General features: G+C 61.6%; 18 protein-coding genes. 12 read left to right on the top strand and 6 right to left on the bottom strand.

Translation table 11 applies throughout. The features are described from left to right. Positions 1-15: 15 nt before the first annotated feature. The 3 genes from ACN9MU_RS29730 to ACN9MU_RS29720 form a co-directional block, all read right to left on the bottom strand. Positions 16-426, bottom strand: a complete 411-nt coding sequence (locus ACN9MU_RS29730) for a hypothetical protein (RefSeq protein ID WP_426319465.1) — start codon at positions 424-426, stop codon at positions 16-18. A gap of 6 nt (positions 427-432) precedes the next feature. After that, entirely contained in the window at positions 433-837 is a 405-nt protein-coding gene (locus tag ACN9MU_RS29725) for a hypothetical protein (protein ID WP_426165540.1), read from the bottom strand. Positions 838-1,033: 196 nt separating this feature from the next. After that, the gene (locus ACN9MU_RS29720; RefSeq protein ID WP_426165538.1) at positions 1,034-1,411 is read right to left on the bottom strand and encodes a VOC family protein; all 378 of its coding nucleotides are present in this window, start codon (positions 1,409-1,411) and stop codon (positions 1,034-1,036) included. A 139-nt stretch (positions 1,412-1,550) separates the two neighbouring features. Here ACN9MU_RS29720 and ACN9MU_RS29715 point away from each other — a divergent pair, with 139 nt between their 5' ends. From ACN9MU_RS29715 to ACN9MU_RS29670, 10 genes are all read left to right on the top strand, one after another. Further along, a complete protein-coding gene (locus ACN9MU_RS29715; protein ID WP_426319464.1) occupies positions 1,551-2,450 on the top strand; it encodes an NAD kinase in 900 nt (299 codons plus the stop codon). Continuing rightward, positions 2,450-4,096 (top strand): DNA repair protein RecN, encoded by a 1,647-nt coding sequence (gene recN / locus ACN9MU_RS29710; protein WP_426319463.1) that lies wholly within the window; start codon positions 2,450-2,452, stop codon positions 4,094-4,096. Before ACN9MU_RS29715 ends, recN begins: the two co-directional genes overlap by 1 nt. 34 nt (positions 4,097-4,130) lie before the next feature. After that, complete coding sequence (locus ACN9MU_RS29705; protein WP_426319462.1) at positions 4,131-4,883, top strand: hypothetical protein; 753 nt, start codon at positions 4,131-4,133, stop codon at positions 4,881-4,883. Positions 4,884-4,966: 83 nt separating this feature from the next. After that, on the top strand, positions 4,967-5,365 hold the full coding sequence (locus tag ACN9MU_RS29700) for a VOC family protein (protein WP_426343862.1): 399 nt from the start codon (positions 4,967-4,969) through the stop codon (positions 5,363-5,365). 131 nt (positions 5,366-5,496) lie between these two features. After that, complete coding sequence (hemH, locus tag ACN9MU_RS29695; RefSeq protein WP_426319460.1) at positions 5,497-6,549, top strand: ferrochelatase; 1,053 nt, start codon at positions 5,497-5,499, stop codon at positions 6,547-6,549. Between the two features lie 388 nt (positions 6,550-6,937). Next, complete coding sequence (grpE, locus tag ACN9MU_RS29690; RefSeq protein ID WP_426343861.1) at positions 6,938-7,483, top strand: nucleotide exchange factor GrpE; 546 nt, start codon at positions 6,938-6,940, stop codon at positions 7,481-7,483. Between the two features lie 70 nt (positions 7,484-7,553). Further along, on the top strand, positions 7,554-9,494 hold the full coding sequence (dnaK, locus tag ACN9MU_RS29685; protein ID WP_426336526.1) for a molecular chaperone DnaK: 1,941 nt from the start codon (positions 7,554-7,556) through the stop codon (positions 9,492-9,494). An 85-nt stretch (positions 9,495-9,579) separates the two neighbouring features. After that, on the top strand, positions 9,580-10,701 hold the full coding sequence (gene dnaJ / locus ACN9MU_RS29680; RefSeq protein ID WP_426319458.1) for a molecular chaperone DnaJ: 1,122 nt from the start codon (positions 9,580-9,582) through the stop codon (positions 10,699-10,701). Between the two features lie 5 nt (positions 10,702-10,706). After that, entirely contained in the window at positions 10,707-11,363 is a 657-nt protein-coding gene (locus tag ACN9MU_RS29675) for a carbonic anhydrase (protein ID WP_426165520.1), read from the top strand. Positions 11,364-11,394: 31 nt separating this feature from the next. Continuing rightward, a complete protein-coding gene (locus tag ACN9MU_RS29670; protein WP_426165518.1) occupies positions 11,395-12,174 on the top strand; it encodes a tetratricopeptide repeat protein in 780 nt (259 codons plus the stop codon). Here the strand turns inward: ACN9MU_RS29670 and ACN9MU_RS29665 are convergent. Next, complete coding sequence (locus ACN9MU_RS29665) at positions 12,131-13,069, bottom strand: alpha/beta fold hydrolase (protein ID WP_426319457.1); 939 nt, start codon at positions 13,067-13,069, stop codon at positions 12,131-12,133. The two genes, ACN9MU_RS29670 and ACN9MU_RS29665, sit on opposite strands and share 44 nt — an antisense overlap. 68 nt (positions 13,070-13,137) lie before the next feature. Between ACN9MU_RS29665 and ACN9MU_RS29660 the strand changes: the two genes are divergently transcribed. Continuing rightward, positions 13,138-14,595: a flavin-containing monooxygenase gene (locus ACN9MU_RS29660; RefSeq protein ID WP_426319456.1), complete on the top strand. Its 1,458-nt coding sequence runs from the start codon at positions 13,138-13,140 to the stop codon at positions 14,593-14,595. Positions 14,596-14,615: 20 nt separating this feature from the next. Continuing rightward, positions 14,616-15,683: a LacI family DNA-binding transcriptional regulator gene (locus tag ACN9MU_RS29655; protein WP_426343860.1), complete on the top strand. Its 1,068-nt coding sequence runs from the start codon at positions 14,616-14,618 to the stop codon at positions 15,681-15,683. Here the strand turns inward: ACN9MU_RS29655 and ACN9MU_RS29650 are convergent. Beyond that, on the bottom strand, positions 15,674-16,876 hold the full coding sequence (locus ACN9MU_RS29650) for a glycoside hydrolase family 88 protein (RefSeq protein WP_426165510.1): 1,203 nt from the start codon (positions 16,874-16,876) through the stop codon (positions 15,674-15,676). The two genes, ACN9MU_RS29655 and ACN9MU_RS29650, sit on opposite strands and share 10 nt — an antisense overlap. After that, the gene (locus tag ACN9MU_RS29645; protein WP_426165508.1) at positions 16,873-18,117 is read right to left on the bottom strand and encodes an oligosaccharide MFS transporter; all 1,245 of its coding nucleotides are present in this window, start codon (positions 18,115-18,117) and stop codon (positions 16,873-16,875) included. The genes ACN9MU_RS29650 and ACN9MU_RS29645 overlap by 4 nt, the downstream gene beginning before the upstream one ends. Positions 18,118-18,120: the final 3 nt, after the last annotated feature.

Here is an 18,120-nt window from a genome sequence, read left to right as displayed (position 1 = left end):
GCGGGCTTTGTTTCTTTATTTGAGCGACCCACGGCGATACAGCCAGGCGCTATAGACAGTAATCACGACGGTTAGCGTGAAATCCGCCAGCGTCGTTGGGGTGTGCGCATCGGTGAACAGCCTGATGGCACTCCATGCGAGGTAAGCCCCGAACGCATAGGCGCCGGCTTTCCTCATGAAGAAGAGCAGCATGCCAGAGATGAAATGGAACAATGGGAAGAGGAATTTCGCCAGGAACGCAACCGGGGACAAGGCCCCGGCTGAAATGGCCAAATCGATTTGTCGCCAGCCGCTGGATACCAGGTAAATCAAGGCAGCAACCTGGAACGTGCACAAGGCCGCGATCAGGTACACAGGGATAGGACGCTTGTGCTGATCTCCAGCGCTCAAGTCCGAACGGGGCGACGCGTATAGGTTGTCGGTCACGTCTCGTTATTCCTGCCAGAAATCGAATTTGGTGCTGCGGGCGTTTTTGTTCTGGCGGCGCGTGCGTTCGGCGGCCTGGCGGGCTTCCGTCTCGGCACGCTGGCGCTGGCGGTCTTCTTCGGCGGCCTGCGCCTTGGCGGCGCGCTCGGCGTAGACCGTGTCGAGGCGGCGCTGCGATTCGAAGCGTTCGCTGATGTTCTGGAAGTGGATGGCTTGCTGGGCCAGCGCCACCACCCAGGCAATCGCCAGTGCCCATAGCACGAAAGTGTAGAACGATTGCCAAGATCCGAAAGAACCTTCCAGCAGCGGCCGGGCCTGACCCAGCGCACTCTGGCCGACAAACGCCAGCAGGCCCGCCATGACACCCAATACCACCGTCCCAAGCAACTGCCGCTTGGCCTGGAGGCGCATTTGGTCAAGTTCAAATTGAGCTTCTGATACGGAATCCATGGCGCGGCAAAAAAGGAGCAAATCTCGCAATAGCTTGAATTTTACCTCAACCTTGCCGCCTGGAAAGGCGCTGCTGGCCTGCATTTGAGGTGGATCAGCACGCGGGCTGCGGCCAGCATCGAAGTCACGAAAGTTTGCGCCTGGCGCGGTCAGTTCCTCACTCCGCAGCAGTCGGCTGCCACAATTCGACCTTATTCCCGTCCGGATCGATGAACCAGCCAAAGCGGCCGTAGTCGAAAGACTGGACATCGCCCACCAGCGTGCCGCCGCCATCGGCCACCTGTTTCAGCGCGCCATCCAGGTCATCCACGATGAAATTGATCATGAACTCGCGCTTGGACGGGGCGAAGTAGGAAGTGGTGCTCTTGAAAGGGCTGAATACGGTAGCGCCATTTGCTGGCATGGTGGCCGGCGCGAAGGAGGCATACTCCTTGGCCTCATCCGGCAAGCCAAGGCAGGCCTGGTACCAGGCCATCAGCGCTTGCGGGTCTTTGGATTTGAAGAAAATCCCGCCGATGCCCAATGCTTTTGCCATTCCAGTCTCCCTTGTTATATACTGTGCAAACATACAGTATTTATTAGCGTATCGGCCAGCGTCGCAATGCATGGCATGAGCAAGCATTATGGGTTACTCTGCTGCGTGTTGCCACCCCCATATTTTGACCGAGATTGATATGTCCGTTACGCATCCGATGTACAACACGATTGCCCTGGTTGTCCGCCCCAATACCACCGGCATCGAAGAGCCGGTGCGGGATGTGCTGGACTTCCTGAAGCAGGGCGGTTACAGCGTGGTGCTGGAGTCGGACACGGCAGAGCACCTCGCCATTTCGGACATCCCCTCGATGAGCGTGCAGGGCATTGGCGAGCGCGCCGATGCCGTGGTGGTGATGGGCGGCGACGGCACCATGCTGGGCATCGCACGCCAGCTCGCCTCCTACGACACCCCGCTGATCGGCATCAACCAGGGCCGCCTCGGCTTCATGACCGACATCCGCCAGGAAGACATGCTGCCGGTGCTGGGCCGCATCCTCGGCGGGACCCACAAGGCCGAGCGCCGCACCTTGCTCGAAGGCCGTGTCATGCGCGAAGGGAAGGCGATCTTCTTCGGCACCGCCGTCAACGACGTGGTGGTGTCGCGCGGTGCCGGCGCGGGCATGGTGGAGCTGAGCGTCGACGTCGACAACCAGTTCATGTACAACCAGCGCTCGGACGGCCTGATCATTTCCACGCCGACCGGCTCCACCGCCTATGCGCTGTCGGCGGGCGGCCCCCTGCTGCATCCGACACTGGGCGGCATCGTGATGGTGCCGATCGCACCGCACGCGCTGTCCAACCGCCCGATCGTGCTGCCCGATTCCAGTGAGATCGTGATCGAGATCAAGCGCGGCAAGGACATCACCGTGAACTTCGACATGCAGACCTTCGCCAGCCTGGCCAACGGCGACCAGATCCACATCCGCCTGTCGCCGCACACCATCACCTTCCTGCATCCGGAAGGCTGGAGCTACTACAACACCCTGCGCGAAAAGCTGCACTGGAACGAATACCCATCTACTGACGGCAAAATCTGATGCTTCGAACCCTGTCCATCCGCGATTTCGTTATTGTCGATTCGATTGAACTGGAATTTTCCCCTGGCTTCACAGTCTTCACCGGCGAAACCGGTGCCGGTAAATCCATCCTGATTGATGCACTGACGCTGGCGCTGGGTGGCCGGGGCGATGGCAGCATGGTGCGCGAAGGCGCGGCCAAGGCCGACATCACCGCCGATTTTGCGCTGACCGAGCAGGCGCAGGCCTGGCTGGCAGCGAACGAGTTTGCGGTGGAAGAGGGCGGGGCGTTGCTGCGCCGCGTGATCGACAATGCCGGCCGCTCGAAAGCCTTCATCAACGGCGTGGCCGCGACGGCGGGCCAGCTGCGCGAATTGGGCGACATGCTGGTGGACATCCACGGCCAGCACGCCCACCAGTCGCTGTTGAAAACCGATTCGCAGCGCGAGCTGCTGGATAACCAGTGCGGCGCCAATGTGCGCGACGTCACGGCGGCTTACCGTGCCTGGCGCGCTTTGTCGAAACAGCTGGAAGAATACGAGGCCAATGCGGCCAACCTGCAGTTCGAGCGTGAACGCCTGGAATGGCAGGTGACGGAGCTGGACAAGCTGGCACCGAAGAAGGGCGAGTGGACGGAAATCGGCAATGAGCATTCGCGCCTGTCGCACGCGGCCAGTTTGCTGGAAGGCGCGCAGGAAGCGCTTGGCGTGCTGTCCGAATCGGACGAGAACCCGGTGCTGTCGCAAGTCACGGCCATCGGCACACGTCTCGGCAAGCTGGTATCGGTTGATGCGGAGTTGCAGCCCGTGGTGGAAATGCTGGAGTCCGCGCGCATCCAGTTGCAAGAGTCGGTCTACGCCTTGAGCAACTACATGGACCGCGTGGAACTCGACCCGGAGCGTCTGCGCCAGGTCGACGCGCGCATGGAAGCGCTGCATTCGGCCTCGCGCAAGTTCCGCGTGCAGGCCGATGACTTGCCGGACGAACACGAACGCTTGTCGGAAAAGCTGGCGCAACTGGCCGATGCGGCCGACCTGGAAGGCTTGCGCAAGCAGGAAGAAAAGCTGAAAGCGTCCTATCTCGCGTTAGCCGCAGAGTTGTCGGCAACGCGCGCGGCAGCCGCGCAGGCGCTGGGCGCAGCCGTTACGCAAGGCATGCAGGAACTGAGCATGTCCGGTGGCCGCTTCGAGATTGCACTGCGCCCATGCGAGCCGACGGCGTACGGTGTTGAACAGGTGGAGTTCCTGGTCGCCGGTCATGCCGGCGTGGCGCCGCGTCCGCTGGCCAAGGTGGCATCGGGTGGCGAGTTGGCGCGTATCTCGCTGGCGATCTCGGTCATCACCTCGCACGCGACGACGGTGCCGACCCTGATCTTCGATGAGGTCGATAGCGGCATCGGCGGCGGCGTGGCCGAAGTCGTGGGCCGCTTGCTCAAGCGCCTCGGCCAGGAACGCCAAGTGTTGTGCGTGACGCACTTGCCGCAAGTCGCGAGCCAGGGCAATCAGCACTTCCAGGTCGCCAAGGGAACGTCGGACAATGGCCGCACAGCCTCGCGCATCGAAGTGCTCGACCAGAAGGCGCGCATCGAGGAAGTGGCGCGCATGCTGGGCGGCCTCGAAATCACCGCTACCACGCGCAAGCACGCCCGCGAGCTGCTGGCTTCTTAAATACGACATGTCCTCCTACAGCTGCGTAGTACCCGTGAATTGGAAACTGCTGTGGGAGGAGGTAATTCCCAGCTGGTTGTCCCTTCTATCCAATACAGCGACGCCGGCTGAGTTTTACGCGCGTTACGTGCCTGCCGGCGATATGTATGGGGATTTGCTCGAAGATCATTACTTTGCGCCCGCCAAGTACTTACGTCTGTTCGACACACCCCTGCATCCGCCGTACTGTCGCGCCAAGCTCCACGAGACTGCCGATTGTCGGGAGTATTGCCAAGCTCCGGATTCCATCTCATATCTGCTTGAAGTTGCGATCAAACAGTCTGCGTCAGTCAATTTAATTGGTGACGATCCGTATACAGGAAGTTATTTCGCGAGCACAGACGGCGGCTCCGTGAAAATTCAGGTCGCGGGAACGAAGAACCAGTACAGTTTCCTCGAAGCAGCCTTCGAAGTTAACTGGAATGCGGAGACGAAGCACTACGAATACTCGCGCCGCAGTAAAGGCACGTCCGCGCAACTCCAGGAACTTTTTGAGTCGCTGTTCCTTTTTCAGCGAGTCATTCCTGGGACTTGGTTTCCGTCCGAATCGCCGATTTGGCCAGGGTACGACGACCTTTCATTTGCTGGCTACCTTTCACCGATTGAGGTGGAGTGCCTGTGGACGGAAATGATGCATTGGGAAGGCTGTAGCACGGTTGAGTATGACCTGTACCCCTTATTCGTAGATCGCGTCAAGCGTGCGGCGACATCCGGGCTCGGACTGCTGACAATCCATGCGGGACTCTGAATCACCCTTGTCGAATTCACTTGCCGTCATTCGTCGTAGAGAGGTATCACCTTTTACCTCATCCAAATTTTCTTGGAGGCGCTATGAACAAATCGGTCATCTTTAACTTGCCAGTCAAGGACCTGGACAAATCCAGGGCCTTCTTTTTCGCCCTCGGTTTCAGTCTCAAGCCACAATTCAGCAACGAGAACGCGGCCTTTATTACCATCGTCGAGGGCGCGATTGATGTCATGCTGACGACAGAAGCGTTCTTCAAGTCGCTCATCAACAAGCCCGTTGTGCATGCCAAAGAAGCCAACGAGGTGGTGATTTGCCTAAATTGCGAGAACCGGGAAGAAGACGACAGCCTGATTGCCAAAGCCCTTGCCGCAGGTGCTCGCATACCACATCCGCCCGAGGACCATGGCTTCATGTACGACCAGGGCTTCGAGGATCTCGATGGCCATTTGTGGAACCTGGTCTGGATGGCGCCTCAGGAATAAGTCATTGACTTGTAGACTCCTTTAGACGCTTGGGGGAAAGTTTCAGACTGCTGTAGACAGCTTGCTTATTCATGGGCCCAGAGTTACCGGGTTTATAATGGCGCGCCCACGAATAACAAAAAGTACCCAAGATGCCGTTCGCCAAAGAACCCCAACTCGCACAAGGCACCGTGTCCAGGACCGCCGTGGTACTGGTCAACCTCGGTACTCCCGACGAACCGACACCTGGCGCGGTGCGCCGCTATCTGAAGGAATTCCTTTCCGACCCGCGTGTCGTTGAAATCCCGAAGGCGGTCTGGTGGTTCATCCTGAACGGCATCATCCTGCCTTTCCGCTCCAGGCAGTCAGCCGAAAAATATGCCTCGATCTGGACCAGCGACGGCTCGCCGCTGAAATACCACACGCAAGCACAAGCCAAGCTGCTGCGCGGCCTGCTCGGCGAGCGCGGCCACAATGACGTGACAGTGGCGATGGCCATGCGCTACGGCTCGCCATCCCTGCCTGAGGTGCTGGGCAAGCTGAAAGCCGACGGCCACGACCGCATCCTGATCCTGCCGGCCTACCCGCAATACTCCGGCACCACCACTGCCTCGGTCAGCGACGCCGTGTTCGACCACTATAAGAAGGTGCGCAATATTCCCGAGCTACGGTTCGTGCGCGACTACCACGACCACGACGGCTATATCGATGCGCTGAAAAAGACCGTGCTGGCGCATTGGGAAACCAATGGCCGCGGCGAAAAGCTCATCATGAGCTTCCACGGCGTGCCAAAACGCACCATCGACCTGGGCGACACCTACCAGCGCGAATGCATGGAAACCGCCCGCCTGCTGGCCGACAAGCTGCGCCTGAACGAAAACCAGTACCTGGTCACCTTTCAGTCCCGCTTCGGCAAGGCCGAATGGCTGCAGCCTTACACCGCGCCGACTGTGGCGCAATTGGCAAAAGACGGGGTGCGCAAGCTGGATGTAATTTGTCCAGGCTTTACCAGCGACTGCCTGGAAACCCTGGAAGAAATTGCAATGGAAGTGCGCCACGACTTCCTGTCCAATGGCGGCAAGGAGTTCAACTATATCCCTTGCCTGAACAGCCACCCCGCATGGATCGCTGCCCTGACTGAGGTTGCCGAGCAACACATGATCGGCTGGCCGACCATGTCGTCCATGCGCAAGCTGCGCCGCTAGCCAGTTGTTAGCACTTGCGGGTGGTGAGTGCTAACCTGCTAAAATAACTGGTTAGGGGAAGAGTTCGCTGAAGACGATCACCGCTGTAGCAAGGAAGCTCCACGCGATGATCGACGCTGTAATGAATGGCAACTTCATGATGCGCTCCGAGGGGACGCGGTGTCCAGGCACCGCATGGATTCATCTTAGTCAAAACCCTCGGTTTACGTATCTGCGAGCTTTGTAAAATTTGTAACTCTACTGTTACAACAACAGTCCCACCGGCGTGCGCCGGGCCTTTGCACTGGGGCGCAGAATACCCCTTGAAAAGATAGGGGCAAGCCCCATTTTTTGCACGTGCAACAAGCATTAGATGTCAGATAAACACGATTTTGTAGGAGTCTTTTAGATGCAAGACCAGGAAAACCAGCCAAGCCAGAACCCGGAAGTGGAACAGGCAGAAGAGCAAACGACTCCAGTTGAAGCCCCTGCGATGTCCGACCTGGAAGCGCAGCTGTCCGCGACCGAGGCGAAACTGGCCGAAATGCATGATGCCTTCATGCGTGCCAAGGCCGAAGGCGAAAACATTCGCCGCCGCGCCCAGGAAGACGTTGCCAAGGCCCACAAATTTGCTGTTGAAAGCTTCGCCGAAGCCATAGTGCCGGTGAAAGACAGCCTGGAAATGGCGCTCAAGGTCGAAAATCCGACCCTGGAATCGCTGAAAGAAGGCGTCGAAATGACCCTGAAGCAGCTGAATTCCGCCTTTGAGCGCAACCGCCTGATCGAAGTGATGCCTGCAGCTGGCGACAAGCTGGACCCGAACAAGCACCAGGCCGTCGCCATGGTGCCTGCCGAGCAGGAAGCGAACACCGTTGTCGCCGTGCTGCAAAAGGGTTACATGATTGCGGACCGTTTGCTGCGCCCCGCCATCGTGACGGCTGCCCAGCCAAAGTAAGCACTTGAAAAGAAACACAAATTCCACATATAAGAAGTAATCAAACTTAGTACACAAGGAAGAACAAATCATGGGCAAAATCATCGGTATTGACCTGGGCACCACCAATTCCTGCGTCGCCATCATGGAAAATGGCTCGCCGAAGGTCATCGAGAATGCAGAAGGCGCGCGTACCACCCCTTCGATCATCGCCTACCAAGACGACGGCGAAATCCTGGTTGGCGCACCTGCCAAGCGCCAGGCCGTCACCAACCCAAAAAACACCCTGTTCGCGGTGAAGCGCCTGATCGGCCGTAAGTTCCAGGAGAAGGAAGTCCAGAAGGACATCTCCCTGATGCCTTACGAAATCACCAAGGCCGACAACGGCGACGCCTGGATCGGCGTGCGCGACAAGAAACTGGCTCCTCCTCAGATTTCCGCAGAAGTGCTGCGCAAGATGAAGAAGACCGCTGAAGACTACCTGGGCGAAGAAGTGACCGAAGCGGTCATCACCGTGCCTGCCTACTTCAACGACTCGCAGCGCCAGGCAACCAAGGACGCCGGCCGTATCGCCGGCCTGGACGTCAAGCGTATCATCAACGAACCTACCGCAGCCGCACTGGCTTTCGGCCTGGACAAGACCGACAAGGGCGACCGCAAGATCGCCGTGTATGACCTGGGTGGCGGTACCTTCGACATCTCGATCATCGAAATCGCCGACGTGGACGGCGAGAAGCAGTTCGAAGTGCTGTCGACCAACGGCGACACCTTCCTGGGCGGCGAAGACTTCGACCAGCGCGTGATCGACTACATCATCGAAGAGTTCAAGAAGATCAACGGCCTGGACCTGAAGAAGGATCCAATCGCCCTGCAGCGTATCAAGGCATCGGCCGAGCGCGCGAAGATCGAACTGTCGTCCTCGCAGCAGACCGAAATCAACGAGCCTTACATCGCCATGGCGAACGGTGCCCCAGTCCACCTGAACCTGAAGATGACCCGCGCCAAGCTGGAGTCCCTGGTTGAGGAGCTGATCACCGCCACCATCGAGCCTTGCCGCACCGCGATCAAGGACGCCGGCGTGAAAGTGTCCGACATCGACGACATCATCCTGGTCGGCGGCATGACCCGTATGCCTAAGGTGCAGGAAAAAGTGAAAGAGTTCTTCGGCAAGGATCCACGCAAGGACGTGAACCCTGACGAAGCCGTGGCTGTTGGCGCCGCGATCCAGGGTGCAGTCCTGTCGGGCGACCGCAAGGACCTGCTGCTGCTGGACGTGACCCCGCTGTCCCTGGGTATCGAAACCCTGGGCGGCGTGATGACCAAGATGATCCACAAGAACACCACGATTCCTACCAAGTTCTCGCAAGTGTTCTCCACCGCCGACGACAACCAGCCGGCCGTGACCATCAAGGTGTACCAGGGCGAACGTGAAATCGCAGCGGGCAACAAGGGCCTGGGCGAATTCAACCTGGAAGGCATCCCGCCGGCAGCACGCGGCACCCCGCAGATCGAAGTGACCTTCGACATCGACGCCAACGGCATCCTGCACGTGGGCGCGAAAGACAAGGCCACCGGCAAGGAAAACAAGATCACCATCAAGGCGAACTCCGGCCTGTCCGAAGAGGAAATCCAGAAGATGGTGAAGGACGCGGAACTGAACGCGGAAGAAGACAAGAAGCTGAAGGAACTGGCCGAGTCCCGCAACCAGGCCGACGCGCTGGTGCACTCGACCAAGAAGTCCCTGACCGAGTACGGCGACAAGCTGGAAGCCGGCGAGAAAGAGAAGATCGAAGCTGCGATCACCGCCCTGGAAGCCACCATCAAGGATGGCGACAAGGCAGCGATCGACGCCAAGGTGGCAGCGCTGTCCGAAGCTTCGCAGAAGCTGGGCGAGAAAATGTACGCTGACATGCAGGCGCAGCAAGGCGCAGCCGGTGCCGAAGGCGCTGGTGCCGGTGCACAGGCTGAATCCAAGCCAGCCCAGGACGACGTGGTCGACGCTGACTTCAAGGAAGTCAAAGACAGCAAGTAAGCTTCAAATCCGGTCAACTCTATGACCTGCCGAGCCGAGCATCCAACAGGGGCTCGCTCGGCTTTTTCGCATAAATTGGTACACCATGGCAAAGCGTGATTTTTACGAGATCCTCGGGGTCGCTAAGAACTCGTCCGAAGACGAAATCAAGAAGGCCTATCGCAAACTCGCGATGAAATACCATCCGGACCGCAATCCGGATAACAAAGAGGCCGAAGAGAAGTTCAAGGAGGTCAAAGAGGCCTACGAGATGCTGACCAACCCTGAAAAGCGCGAAGCGTATGACCGTTACGGTCACGCCGGCGTTGACCCGAACATGGGTGCGGGCGGCGGCGGCGGCTTCGGCGGCTTTGGCGACGCCTTCGGCGACATCTTTGGCGATATTTTCGGCGGTGGCCGCAGCCGCCAGTCCGGCCCGCAGGTTTACCGCGGCGCCGACCTGCGCTACAACCTGGAAATCACCCTGGAGCAGGCCGCCCACGGTTTCGACACCACCATCCGCGTGCCGAGCTGGGACAAGTGCGACACCTGCCACGGTTCCGGCGCCAAGCCGGGCACCCAGCCGGTCACCTGCTCCACTTGCGGCGGCCACGGCCAGGTGCGCATGCAGCAGGGCTTCTTCAGCATCCAGCAGACCTGCCCGAAGTGCCACGGCACCGGCAAGATCATTCCTGAACCATGCCCATCGTGCTCCGGCGCGGGCCGCATCAAGCGCAACAAGACGCTGGAAGTGAAGATCCCGGTCGGTATCGACAACGGCATGCGCATCCGCTCCACCGGCAACGGCGAGCCGGGCACCAACGGCGGGCCGCCGGGCGACCTGTATGTGGAAATCCACATCAAGCCGCACCCGGTGTTCCAGCGCGAAGGCGACGACCTGCATTGCGAAATGCCGATCAGCTTCGCCAAGGCGGCGCTGGGCGGCGAAATCGAAGTGCCGACGCTCGATGGTAAAGTATCGTTCACCATTCCGGACGGCACCCAGTCCGGCAAGACCTTCCGCCTCAAGGGCAAGGGCATCAAGGGCGTGCGCTCCGGTTATCCGGGCGACCTGTTCTGCCATGTCGCCGTTGAGACCCCGGTCAAGCTGACCGACAAGCAGAAGGAACTGCTGCGCGAATTCGAGCGTTCCACCACCGAGGGTGGTGCGAAGCATAGCCCACAGACCAAGTCCTTCATGGACAAGGTCAAAGACTTCTTCGAGTGAGAGACATGAGCGACGACGTACTGAAGCACCTGCTGGAAAACAACCGCAAATGGGCCGAGGCCAAATTGGCCAAGGACCCGGACTACTTCCGCGACCTGTCGATGGTGGGACCGGAATACCTGTGGATCGGTTGCTCCGATTCGCGCGTACCGGCAAACGAACTGCTTGGCCTGCCCCCAGGCAAAGTGTTCGTACACCGTAATATCGCCAACGTGGTGGTGCACTCGGACCTGAATTCCCTGTCGGTGCTGCAGTTCTCGATCGAAGTGCTGAAGGTCAAGCACGTGATCATCGTGGGCCACTACGGCTGCAAGGGCGTGCACACCGCCCTGACCGGCGGCCGCGTGGGCCTGGTCGACAACTGGCTGCGCCATGTGCAAGACGTCGCCACTAAGCACGAACGCTACCTGGGCACCGCGCTGAACGATGTCAACAAGCAGAGCGAGCGCCTGTGCGAACTGAACGTGGTGGAACAGGTGGCGAACGTCTGCTCCACAACCATCGTGCAGGACGCCTGGGACCGCGGCCAGGAACTGACCGTGCACGGCTTTGTGTATGGCCTGAAGGACGGCCTGCTGAACGACCTGGGCATGAACATCAGCTCTCCGGCAGACCTGCAGCCTTCCATCGACGCCCGCCTGGCATCCTACGCCAAGCAGTAAACCTGTTAAAAAAGCATGTACACTCCTGTGCATGCTTAAAACCATCACTGCCTTCCTCGCTTCCCTTGGCGCCTCGCGCGCCAGGGCGGCGGGAAATTTCCATCCCCACTCCCAGCTCGCCGTGAAGGCGGGAGATGTGCTCGTCCAGCCGCTGCCGGATGGCCAGGGCTGGAGCTCGCTCAAGGTGTTCGCTGTCGACGGCGCCACCGCCCACTGCCTGACTTACGAAACGAGTATCGGCAAGCCTGCGCTGGCATCGCTGGCACAAGCCGCCGTGCGCATGGCGCATGCGCCGCGCGCCGCGGCTTCACTGGCGGAAGGATGGGAGCTGGCCGGCAACCAGCCCGCCACAGCGCGCGAATTGCAAGGCCTGAAGTATATGGACTTCGAACTCTATGTCCGCCTGACCGGGCAGGATGTCGACACGATCATGCGCACTGCCACCGAGCATTTCGAACGCGCCGGAATGCACGCCGCCGAAGGCCGCCGCATCGACGCCATCAACGAATATGGCAAGGCAATCGAACTGTATCCCGCCTACACCGACGCGCTGGGCAAGCGGGCCTTCGCCTTCATGGAATTGGGCCTGCACCAGCAAGCCTTGCGCGACCTGGACGAATCGATCTACCTCAATCCAGAAGGCATGGCAGCCTTCTTCGCCAAGGGGGAATGCTTGCTCAAACTGGGTCACCTTGACGAGGCCGAGGCCATCTTCACCGAAGGCCAGGAACTCTTCCCCGAGCACGCCTCCCAGTTCAACGAGTTCCTCAAGCGCACCCGCGCTTTTGCGCTGACTGGTCGTCCCGCCTAGTTGCCAATTCACGCTGGAATTCAAGGAAATCGTACGCCGCACGGCGCGTCGCTTCCAGCATCGGCAGGTGACCGACGCCCGCCATCATGGTCAGCCGGGCGTTCGGCATTAGTGCCTTTGTTGCGGCGGCGCCTTCGGGGCTGAGGATGCGGTCTTCGGTGCCCCACACGATCAGAGCAGGCGTTTCAATTGTGCCGCGCAACGTCGGCGAGTCGACCAGTTCGCGCATGATGGCGCAGTGCAGCCCGTAATCCGCCACAGCACGTCGCGCCAGCATGTGCTTCAGCGAGTAGGGGAAGAACGGCGGTTTGGCCATGCAGCTCGCCATCAGCGTGTCGAAGTCGCGCGGGCCGGACACCAGCAGCGGCATTGCGCCACTGGCCAGATAAGTTCGGAAAGTGGGGTTGTCGTACGCAGCTTCCGTACCGGCGGGCGCCAGCAGCCAGAGGCTCGCCACCTGCTCAGGGTAGCGCGCCGCGTATTCGGCGGCGATAAAGCCGCCCATCGAATTACCGCCCATGTGGAAGCGCTGCACGCCCAGTTCGGCCATGAAGGCGCGAAGATTCTCGACTTGCGTTGCCATGTCGTGCCTCGCGCCGGGATCGCGGCGCGCATCGCCGAAGCCCGGCAGGTCGGGAATGATGACGCGGTAGTGGGGAGCGAGGAAGCGCGCGATGCGGGTGAAGTTGTCCTTGTCGCCGGCAAAGCCGTGCACCAGCAGCAGTACTTCCGTGCCGGCGCGGCTGTCGAGGTAGGGCAGGGAAGCACGCCGCAGCGTGAGACCGGAACGCTTGCGCTCCAGTGCCAGCGAGGCCCGCGCCACGGGTCCTGGCAGCAGCCGGTCCGCCGCCGCCAGCGCCAGCACCGCGCCGCCTAACGCGTAAAAGAAGAACATCCCCGCCTCCGTATTGACTTGTTATTAATGCAAAATTATAGTCTGCCAAACCATCCAGGGGGGCGGCAATGGACTATGACGTTGTGATCGTGGGCAGCGGCTTTGGCGGCATATGCAGCGCAATCAAGCTGAAGGAAGCAGGCATCGACAACTTCGTCATGCTGGAAAAGGATGAAGTGTTCGGCGGCACCTGGCGCGTCAACACCTATCCCGGCGCAGCCTGCGATATTCCCAGCCACCTGTACTCGTTTTCCTTTGCGCAGAACGCGCACTGGAGCCGCCTGTTCCCGCGCCAGGACGAACTGCTCGAATACACCTTGCGCGTCGTGCGCGAATTCGACCTGGAGCGGCACCTGCGCCTCGGCACTGCGCTGCGTTCGGCGCAGTTCGATGAGGCCACGGGCACTTGGCGCATCGCCACCAGCAAAGGCGACATGACCGCCCGCACGGTGATCTTCGCCATCGGCCTGCTGGGACGCCCAAGCGTGCCGCACTTTCCAGGCATCGAGCGTTTCCGCGGCCAGGCCTTCCATTCCGCGCAATGGGACCACAGCATCGACTTGCGCGGCAAGCGCGTGGCCGTGATCGGCAGCGGCGCCAGCGCGGTGCAGTTCGTGCCGGAGATACAGCCGCTGGTGCGGCAGCTGGACCACTTCCAGCGTACGGCACACTGGGTGCTGCCGCGCCCCGACCGTGCCGTCACCCGCGTCGAGCGATGGCTGCTCGATCGCGTGCGCCCGCTGCAGCTGCTGTTCCGCGCCAAGCACTATGTGCAGTTCGAATCGCGTGTCGTGCTATTCATTTTCCTGCCCGCGCTGGCCAAGCTCATGCAATGGCAGGCCATGCGCCACCTGAAGCAGCAGGTTGCCGATCCGCAGCTGCGCGCCAAGCTGGCGCCGGAGTACACGCTGGGCTGCAAGCGCGTGCTGCTGACCAACGATTACTATCCCGCGCTGGCGCAGCCCAACGTCGCCGTGCTGAAAGACGGCATCCGCGAAGTGCGTGAGCACAGCATCGTCACCGGCAGCGGTGAGGAGCGCCCGGTCGATGTGATCATCTACGCCACCGGTTTCGACGTCGAACATGCCTACGGCCCGATCGAACTGCGCGGGCGCGGCGGCCGCAGTTTCGGCCAGGCGCTGGAGGATGGCGCAGGCGCTTACAAAGGCGCCACTGTGGCAGGGTTTCCGAACTTCTTCATGATCACCGGGCCGAATACCCTGCTGGGCCACAATTCAATGCTCTACATGATCGAATCCGGCGTGCGCTACGCCGTGGATGGCGTGCGGCGCGTGCTGCGCGATAGCCTGCACTCGGTCGAGGTGAAGCCGGAGGTGCAGGGCGCCTACAACCGCCGGCTGCAGCAAAAGCTCAAGGGCACCGTATGGCATACGGGCTGCAAGAGCTGGTACCTCGATTCGCGCGGTCGCAATCTGGTGATCTGGCCTGGCTTCACCTTCCATTACCGCCATATCACCAGGCGCTTCGATATCGGCAGCTACATCGTGCGCCGTTCGATGCGATAATCAGTCGGGTTGAAGCAGGCATGGACAAAATGGACGATGTAAGCAAACAGGCGCGCGCCACTGGCGGCGCCACCGTATATGACGTGGCACGCGCGGCCGGGGTGTCGGCCATGACGGTTTCGCGCGTCATCAACGGCAATTCCCATGTCAGCGAGGCCACGCGCGACAAGGTGCTGGCCGCCATCGCCTCGCTCAAATACCAGGTGAACCATGCGGCACGCGCGGCCCGCATCGGTGCGCTGCGCGTTGGCCTGCTGTACAGCAATCCCAGCGCCGCCTTCCTGAGCGCCCTGCTGGTCGGCGCGATGGACCAGTGCGGCCAGAATGGCGCCCAGTTGCTGCTGGAACGCTGCGACGGCCTGTCCAGCCAGCGCAAGGCTATCGAAAGGCTGATCGCCGAAGGCGCCGACGGCATCCTGGTGCCGCCGCCCCTGTGCGACGCCGAAGAGGCGCTGCGCCAGCTCGATGAAATCGGCATCCCGACGGTGGCAGTAGCCACTGCGCGCCCGCTGACCGGCGTGGCAGCGGTGCGCATCGACGACTACGAAGGCGCTCGCACCATGACGCGCTACCTGCTGTCGCTGGGCCACAAGAACATCGCCTTCATCAAGGGCGACCCTGAGCACACCCCGGCCCAACTGCGCTACCAGGCCTTCATGGACACAATGGAGGAAGCCGGCCTGGCGGTGCCGCCGCAGCGCGTGGCGCAGGGCCTGTTCACCTACCGCTCCGGCTTGACTGCGGCACGCAGCCTGCTGGCGCAGGAGCCGCGGCCGACAGCCATCTTCGCCAGCAACGACGACATGGCGGCCGCCGTGATCGCCGTGGCCCACGGCATGCACCTGCAGGTGCCGGAAGACCTGACGGTGTGCGGTTTCGACGATACGCCGGTGGCCACCACCGTCTGGCCGGAACTGACCACCATCCACCAGCCGATCGGCGACATGGCGCGCCTGGCGGTCGACCTGCTGGTCGACCAGGTGCGCAGCCGCCGCGCGGGCGAGTCGCGCCACGTGCCGCATCGCCTGCTGCCGTACACCCTCGTTACGCGCGAATCCTCGGCCGGCAGCCCGGCTCCTTACCAGTAAGGCCGCCAGTTGCGCTGCAGCCTGGTGAGCGCCTCCAGGTAGAAGTAATCGCCCCAGATGCAGCATTCGTCCACGCCGATGCCTTGCGGCTTGTGGTACACCGCATGCTGCAGCAGGCCGCTGCCCGGCGCCGTATCCCGGACCAGGTAGCTGGCCGACAGTTCCTGCACGATGCCGATGGCGGCGCGCCGGTAGGCCGGGCGCAGCGGGTCGTCGGCCGCCAGGCTCGCCTCCAGCTCCAGCAGGCCGCAGGCAGCGATGGCCGCAGCAGAACTGTCGCGCTCTTCGCTGCCGGAAGTGAATACCAGGTCCCAGTAGCAGATGCCGTCTGCGGGCAACCGGTTCAGGAAGTAGTTGGCCAGCACCTTGGCCAGGTCCAGCAGGCGCGCATTGCCGTTGTAGCGGTACACCAGCGGGAAGCCCGAGATGCCCCAGGCCTGCCCGCGCGCCCAGCACGAATCGTCGGCGAAGCCCTGATGGGTATTGCCCTGCAGCGGACGGCCGCTGGCGGGATCGAAGAAGAAGGTGTGGAAGGTGGAACCATCCGGCCGCACGATATGGCGCGCCGCTGCCTCGATATGGCTGTCGGCTGCGATGCGGAACGCCGCCTCGCCGCTATGCTCGCTGGCCCAGTACAGCAAGGGCAGGTTCAGGTTGCAGTCGATGATCATGCGGCCCTGCTGCGCCGGGTCGCACAGCTCGCCCCAGGCCTGGATGATGCCGGCGTGCGGCAGGTAGCGTTCCAGCAGCAGGCGTGCCGCACCCAGCGCCGCTTCCGCTGCCAGTGGGTCGCCGGTCACGCGATGCGAGGCCACGCAGGAAAGGCTGTACAGGAAGCCCAGGTCGTGGTGGCTGGTGTGCTGGCGCCCGGCTTGGCGCGCATGAAAACTGCGCACCTGGCGTTCGGCGCCGGCGCGGTAATGCGGTGCGCCGGTCAGCTCATAGGCCAGCCACAGCATGCCTGTCCAGAAGCCGTTGGTCCATTCGATATTGCCGATTGCCGGGTATTGCAGGCCGCTGCTCGATGGTGCGGGAAAGTTGTCGCCGAAGTGGCGCAGGTTGCGGTCGATGGACAGCAGGGCCTGGGCGGTGGCGCGCTGCAGCAGCACGCTGTCGATGCTGCCGTCCCAGTGCGGCGGCAGGCGTTCGACGTCCAGCGCTTCCAGGCGCGCGCTGTTCAGGGCTTGGGTCATGCGGTAACTCCTTGGGGCTTGTTGCGTGTGGCGATTTCCGGCGCAGTGGGCGACAGCAGCCATGCCGACAGCAGCAGGAACACCAGGCCCAAAGCTGCCATCAACAGGTAGGTGGCAGGGAAGCCGAGCAGGTCGTAGCCTTTGCCGGCGATCGGCGACAGGATCGCCAGGCCGAGCGAATGGCCGAAGCTGACGCCGACCATGTAGATGGTGGAGGCCAGGCGGTTGTCGAAGTGGCAGGCGATATAGCGGAACACCGACACCACCAGGATCGGCAGCTCCACTGAATGCAGCAGCTTCATCGCCGAGATGCTGAGCGGGCCGACCGCAAGGCCGGAGCCGGCAATGCGCACCAGCATGATGCCGCCGGCCAGCAGCAGGCCGCGCTTGGCGCCGATGCGCTTGACCAGCAGTGGCGACAGGAACAGGCCGCCGGCTTCGATGAAGATCTGCAGCGAATTGAGGTAGCCGAACATGGCGGCGCCGGTTTCCTTGTCGGCGAACAGGCTGGTGAAATAGCTGGGAAACTGCTGGTCGAATACCAGGTACAGGTTGGTGACACCGAGGATGAACACCATGAAGCGCCAGAACTGGCCGTTGCGCAGCAGGGCCAGCGCTTCCGCCAGATGCACCTTGTGCGCCGGCGCCTGCGCGTCCGTTGCGCCGGCGGCGGCATCTGTGCGCCAGAACAGGAGCAGGCCAAGCAGCAGCAGGCCGGCGGCCGAGGCCAGGAAGAAGTTGATGGCCGGGTCGACATTGAACAGGCGGCCGCTCACCAGGGCGGCGCTGGCAAAGCCCAGCGATCCGAACAGCCTTACGCGGCTGTATTCGAAGCCGTGGCGGCGGCCGATGCGGTCCACATACGATTCCAGCGCATAGCTGCCTGCGATGAAGGTTACGCCCAGGTAGGCACCGCCCAGCACCGCGCCGGCCACGATATTTGCCTTCAGCAGCGGGGCGTACACGAAGCTGAAGAACAGGCCGCAAAGGGTGACCAGGCCGGCCACCAGCCACAGAACGTGCTTGCGCATGCCGACCCGGTCGGAGACGAAGCCGTACACCGGCTGCGAGCACATGGCCGCGATGAAGTTGGCGGAAAAGACGATGCCCGCTTCGGTGCCGCTCAATTGCAGGCTGCTGCGCAGCCACAGGGCCAGAAGCGAGATAGCCATCGCCTGCGCAAAGAAGAAGATGAAGACAAAGCTGCACAGGAAGCGGAAATGCGACTGCTGGCTGTTCATGGT

This window comes from Pseudoduganella sp. R-32 (assembly GCF_049913245.1).
Taxonomy (GTDB): domain Bacteria; phylum Pseudomonadota; class Gammaproteobacteria; order Burkholderiales; family Burkholderiaceae_D; genus Rugamonas.
Note: the sequence above shows the minus strand (reverse complement) of the source record. Positions and strands in the feature narration are given on the sequence as shown.

What these genes read in the sequence shown, in the direction of transcription:
- dnaK (WP_426336526.1), top strand. Translation starts at nt 7,554, where the DNA reads ATGGGCAAAATCATCGGTATTGACCTGGGCACCACCAATTCCTGCGTC.
- ACN9MU_RS29725 (WP_426165540.1), bottom strand. Translation starts at nt 837, where the DNA reads ATGCGCCTCCAGGCCAAGCGGCAGTTGCTTGGGACGGTGGTATTGGGT.
- recN (WP_426319463.1), top strand. Translation starts at nt 2,450, where the DNA reads ATGCTTCGAACCCTGTCCATCCGCGATTTCGTTATTGTCGATTCGATT.
- ACN9MU_RS29670 (WP_426165518.1), top strand. Translation starts at nt 11,395, where the DNA reads ATGCTTAAAACCATCACTGCCTTCCTCGCTTCCCTTGGCGCCTCGCGC.
- ACN9MU_RS29720 (WP_426165538.1), bottom strand. Translation starts at nt 1,411, where the DNA reads ATGGCAAAAGCATTGGGCATCGGCGGGATTTTCTTCAAATCCAAAGAC.
- dnaJ (WP_426319458.1), top strand. Translation starts at nt 9,580, where the DNA reads ATGGCAAAGCGTGATTTTTACGAGATCCTCGGGGTCGCTAAGAACTCG.
- hemH (WP_426319460.1), top strand. Translation starts at nt 5,497, where the DNA reads ATGCCGTTCGCCAAAGAACCCCAACTCGCACAAGGCACCGTGTCCAGG.
- ACN9MU_RS29655 (WP_426343860.1), top strand. Translation starts at nt 14,616, where the DNA reads ATGGACAAAATGGACGATGTAAGCAAACAGGCGCGCGCCACTGGCGGC.
- ACN9MU_RS29675 (WP_426165520.1), top strand. Translation starts at nt 10,707, where the DNA reads ATGAGCGACGACGTACTGAAGCACCTGCTGGAAAACAACCGCAAATGG.
- ACN9MU_RS29665 (WP_426319457.1), bottom strand. Translation starts at nt 13,069, where the DNA reads ATGTTCTTCTTTTACGCGTTAGGCGGCGCGGTGCTGGCGCTGGCGGCG.
- grpE (WP_426343861.1), top strand. Translation starts at nt 6,938, where the DNA reads ATGCAAGACCAGGAAAACCAGCCAAGCCAGAACCCGGAAGTGGAACAG.
- ACN9MU_RS29660 (WP_426319456.1), top strand. Translation starts at nt 13,138, where the DNA reads ATGGACTATGACGTTGTGATCGTGGGCAGCGGCTTTGGCGGCATATGC.
- ACN9MU_RS29700 (WP_426343862.1), top strand. Translation starts at nt 4,967, where the DNA reads ATGAACAAATCGGTCATCTTTAACTTGCCAGTCAAGGACCTGGACAAA.
- ACN9MU_RS29645 (WP_426165508.1), bottom strand. Translation starts at nt 18,117, where the DNA reads ATGAACAGCCAGCAGTCGCATTTCCGCTTCCTGTGCAGCTTTGTCTTC.
- ACN9MU_RS29650 (WP_426165510.1), bottom strand. Translation starts at nt 16,876, where the DNA reads ATGACCCAAGCCCTGAACAGCGCGCGCCTGGAAGCGCTGGACGTCGAA.
- ACN9MU_RS29715 (WP_426319464.1), top strand. Translation starts at nt 1,551, where the DNA reads ATGTCCGTTACGCATCCGATGTACAACACGATTGCCCTGGTTGTCCGC.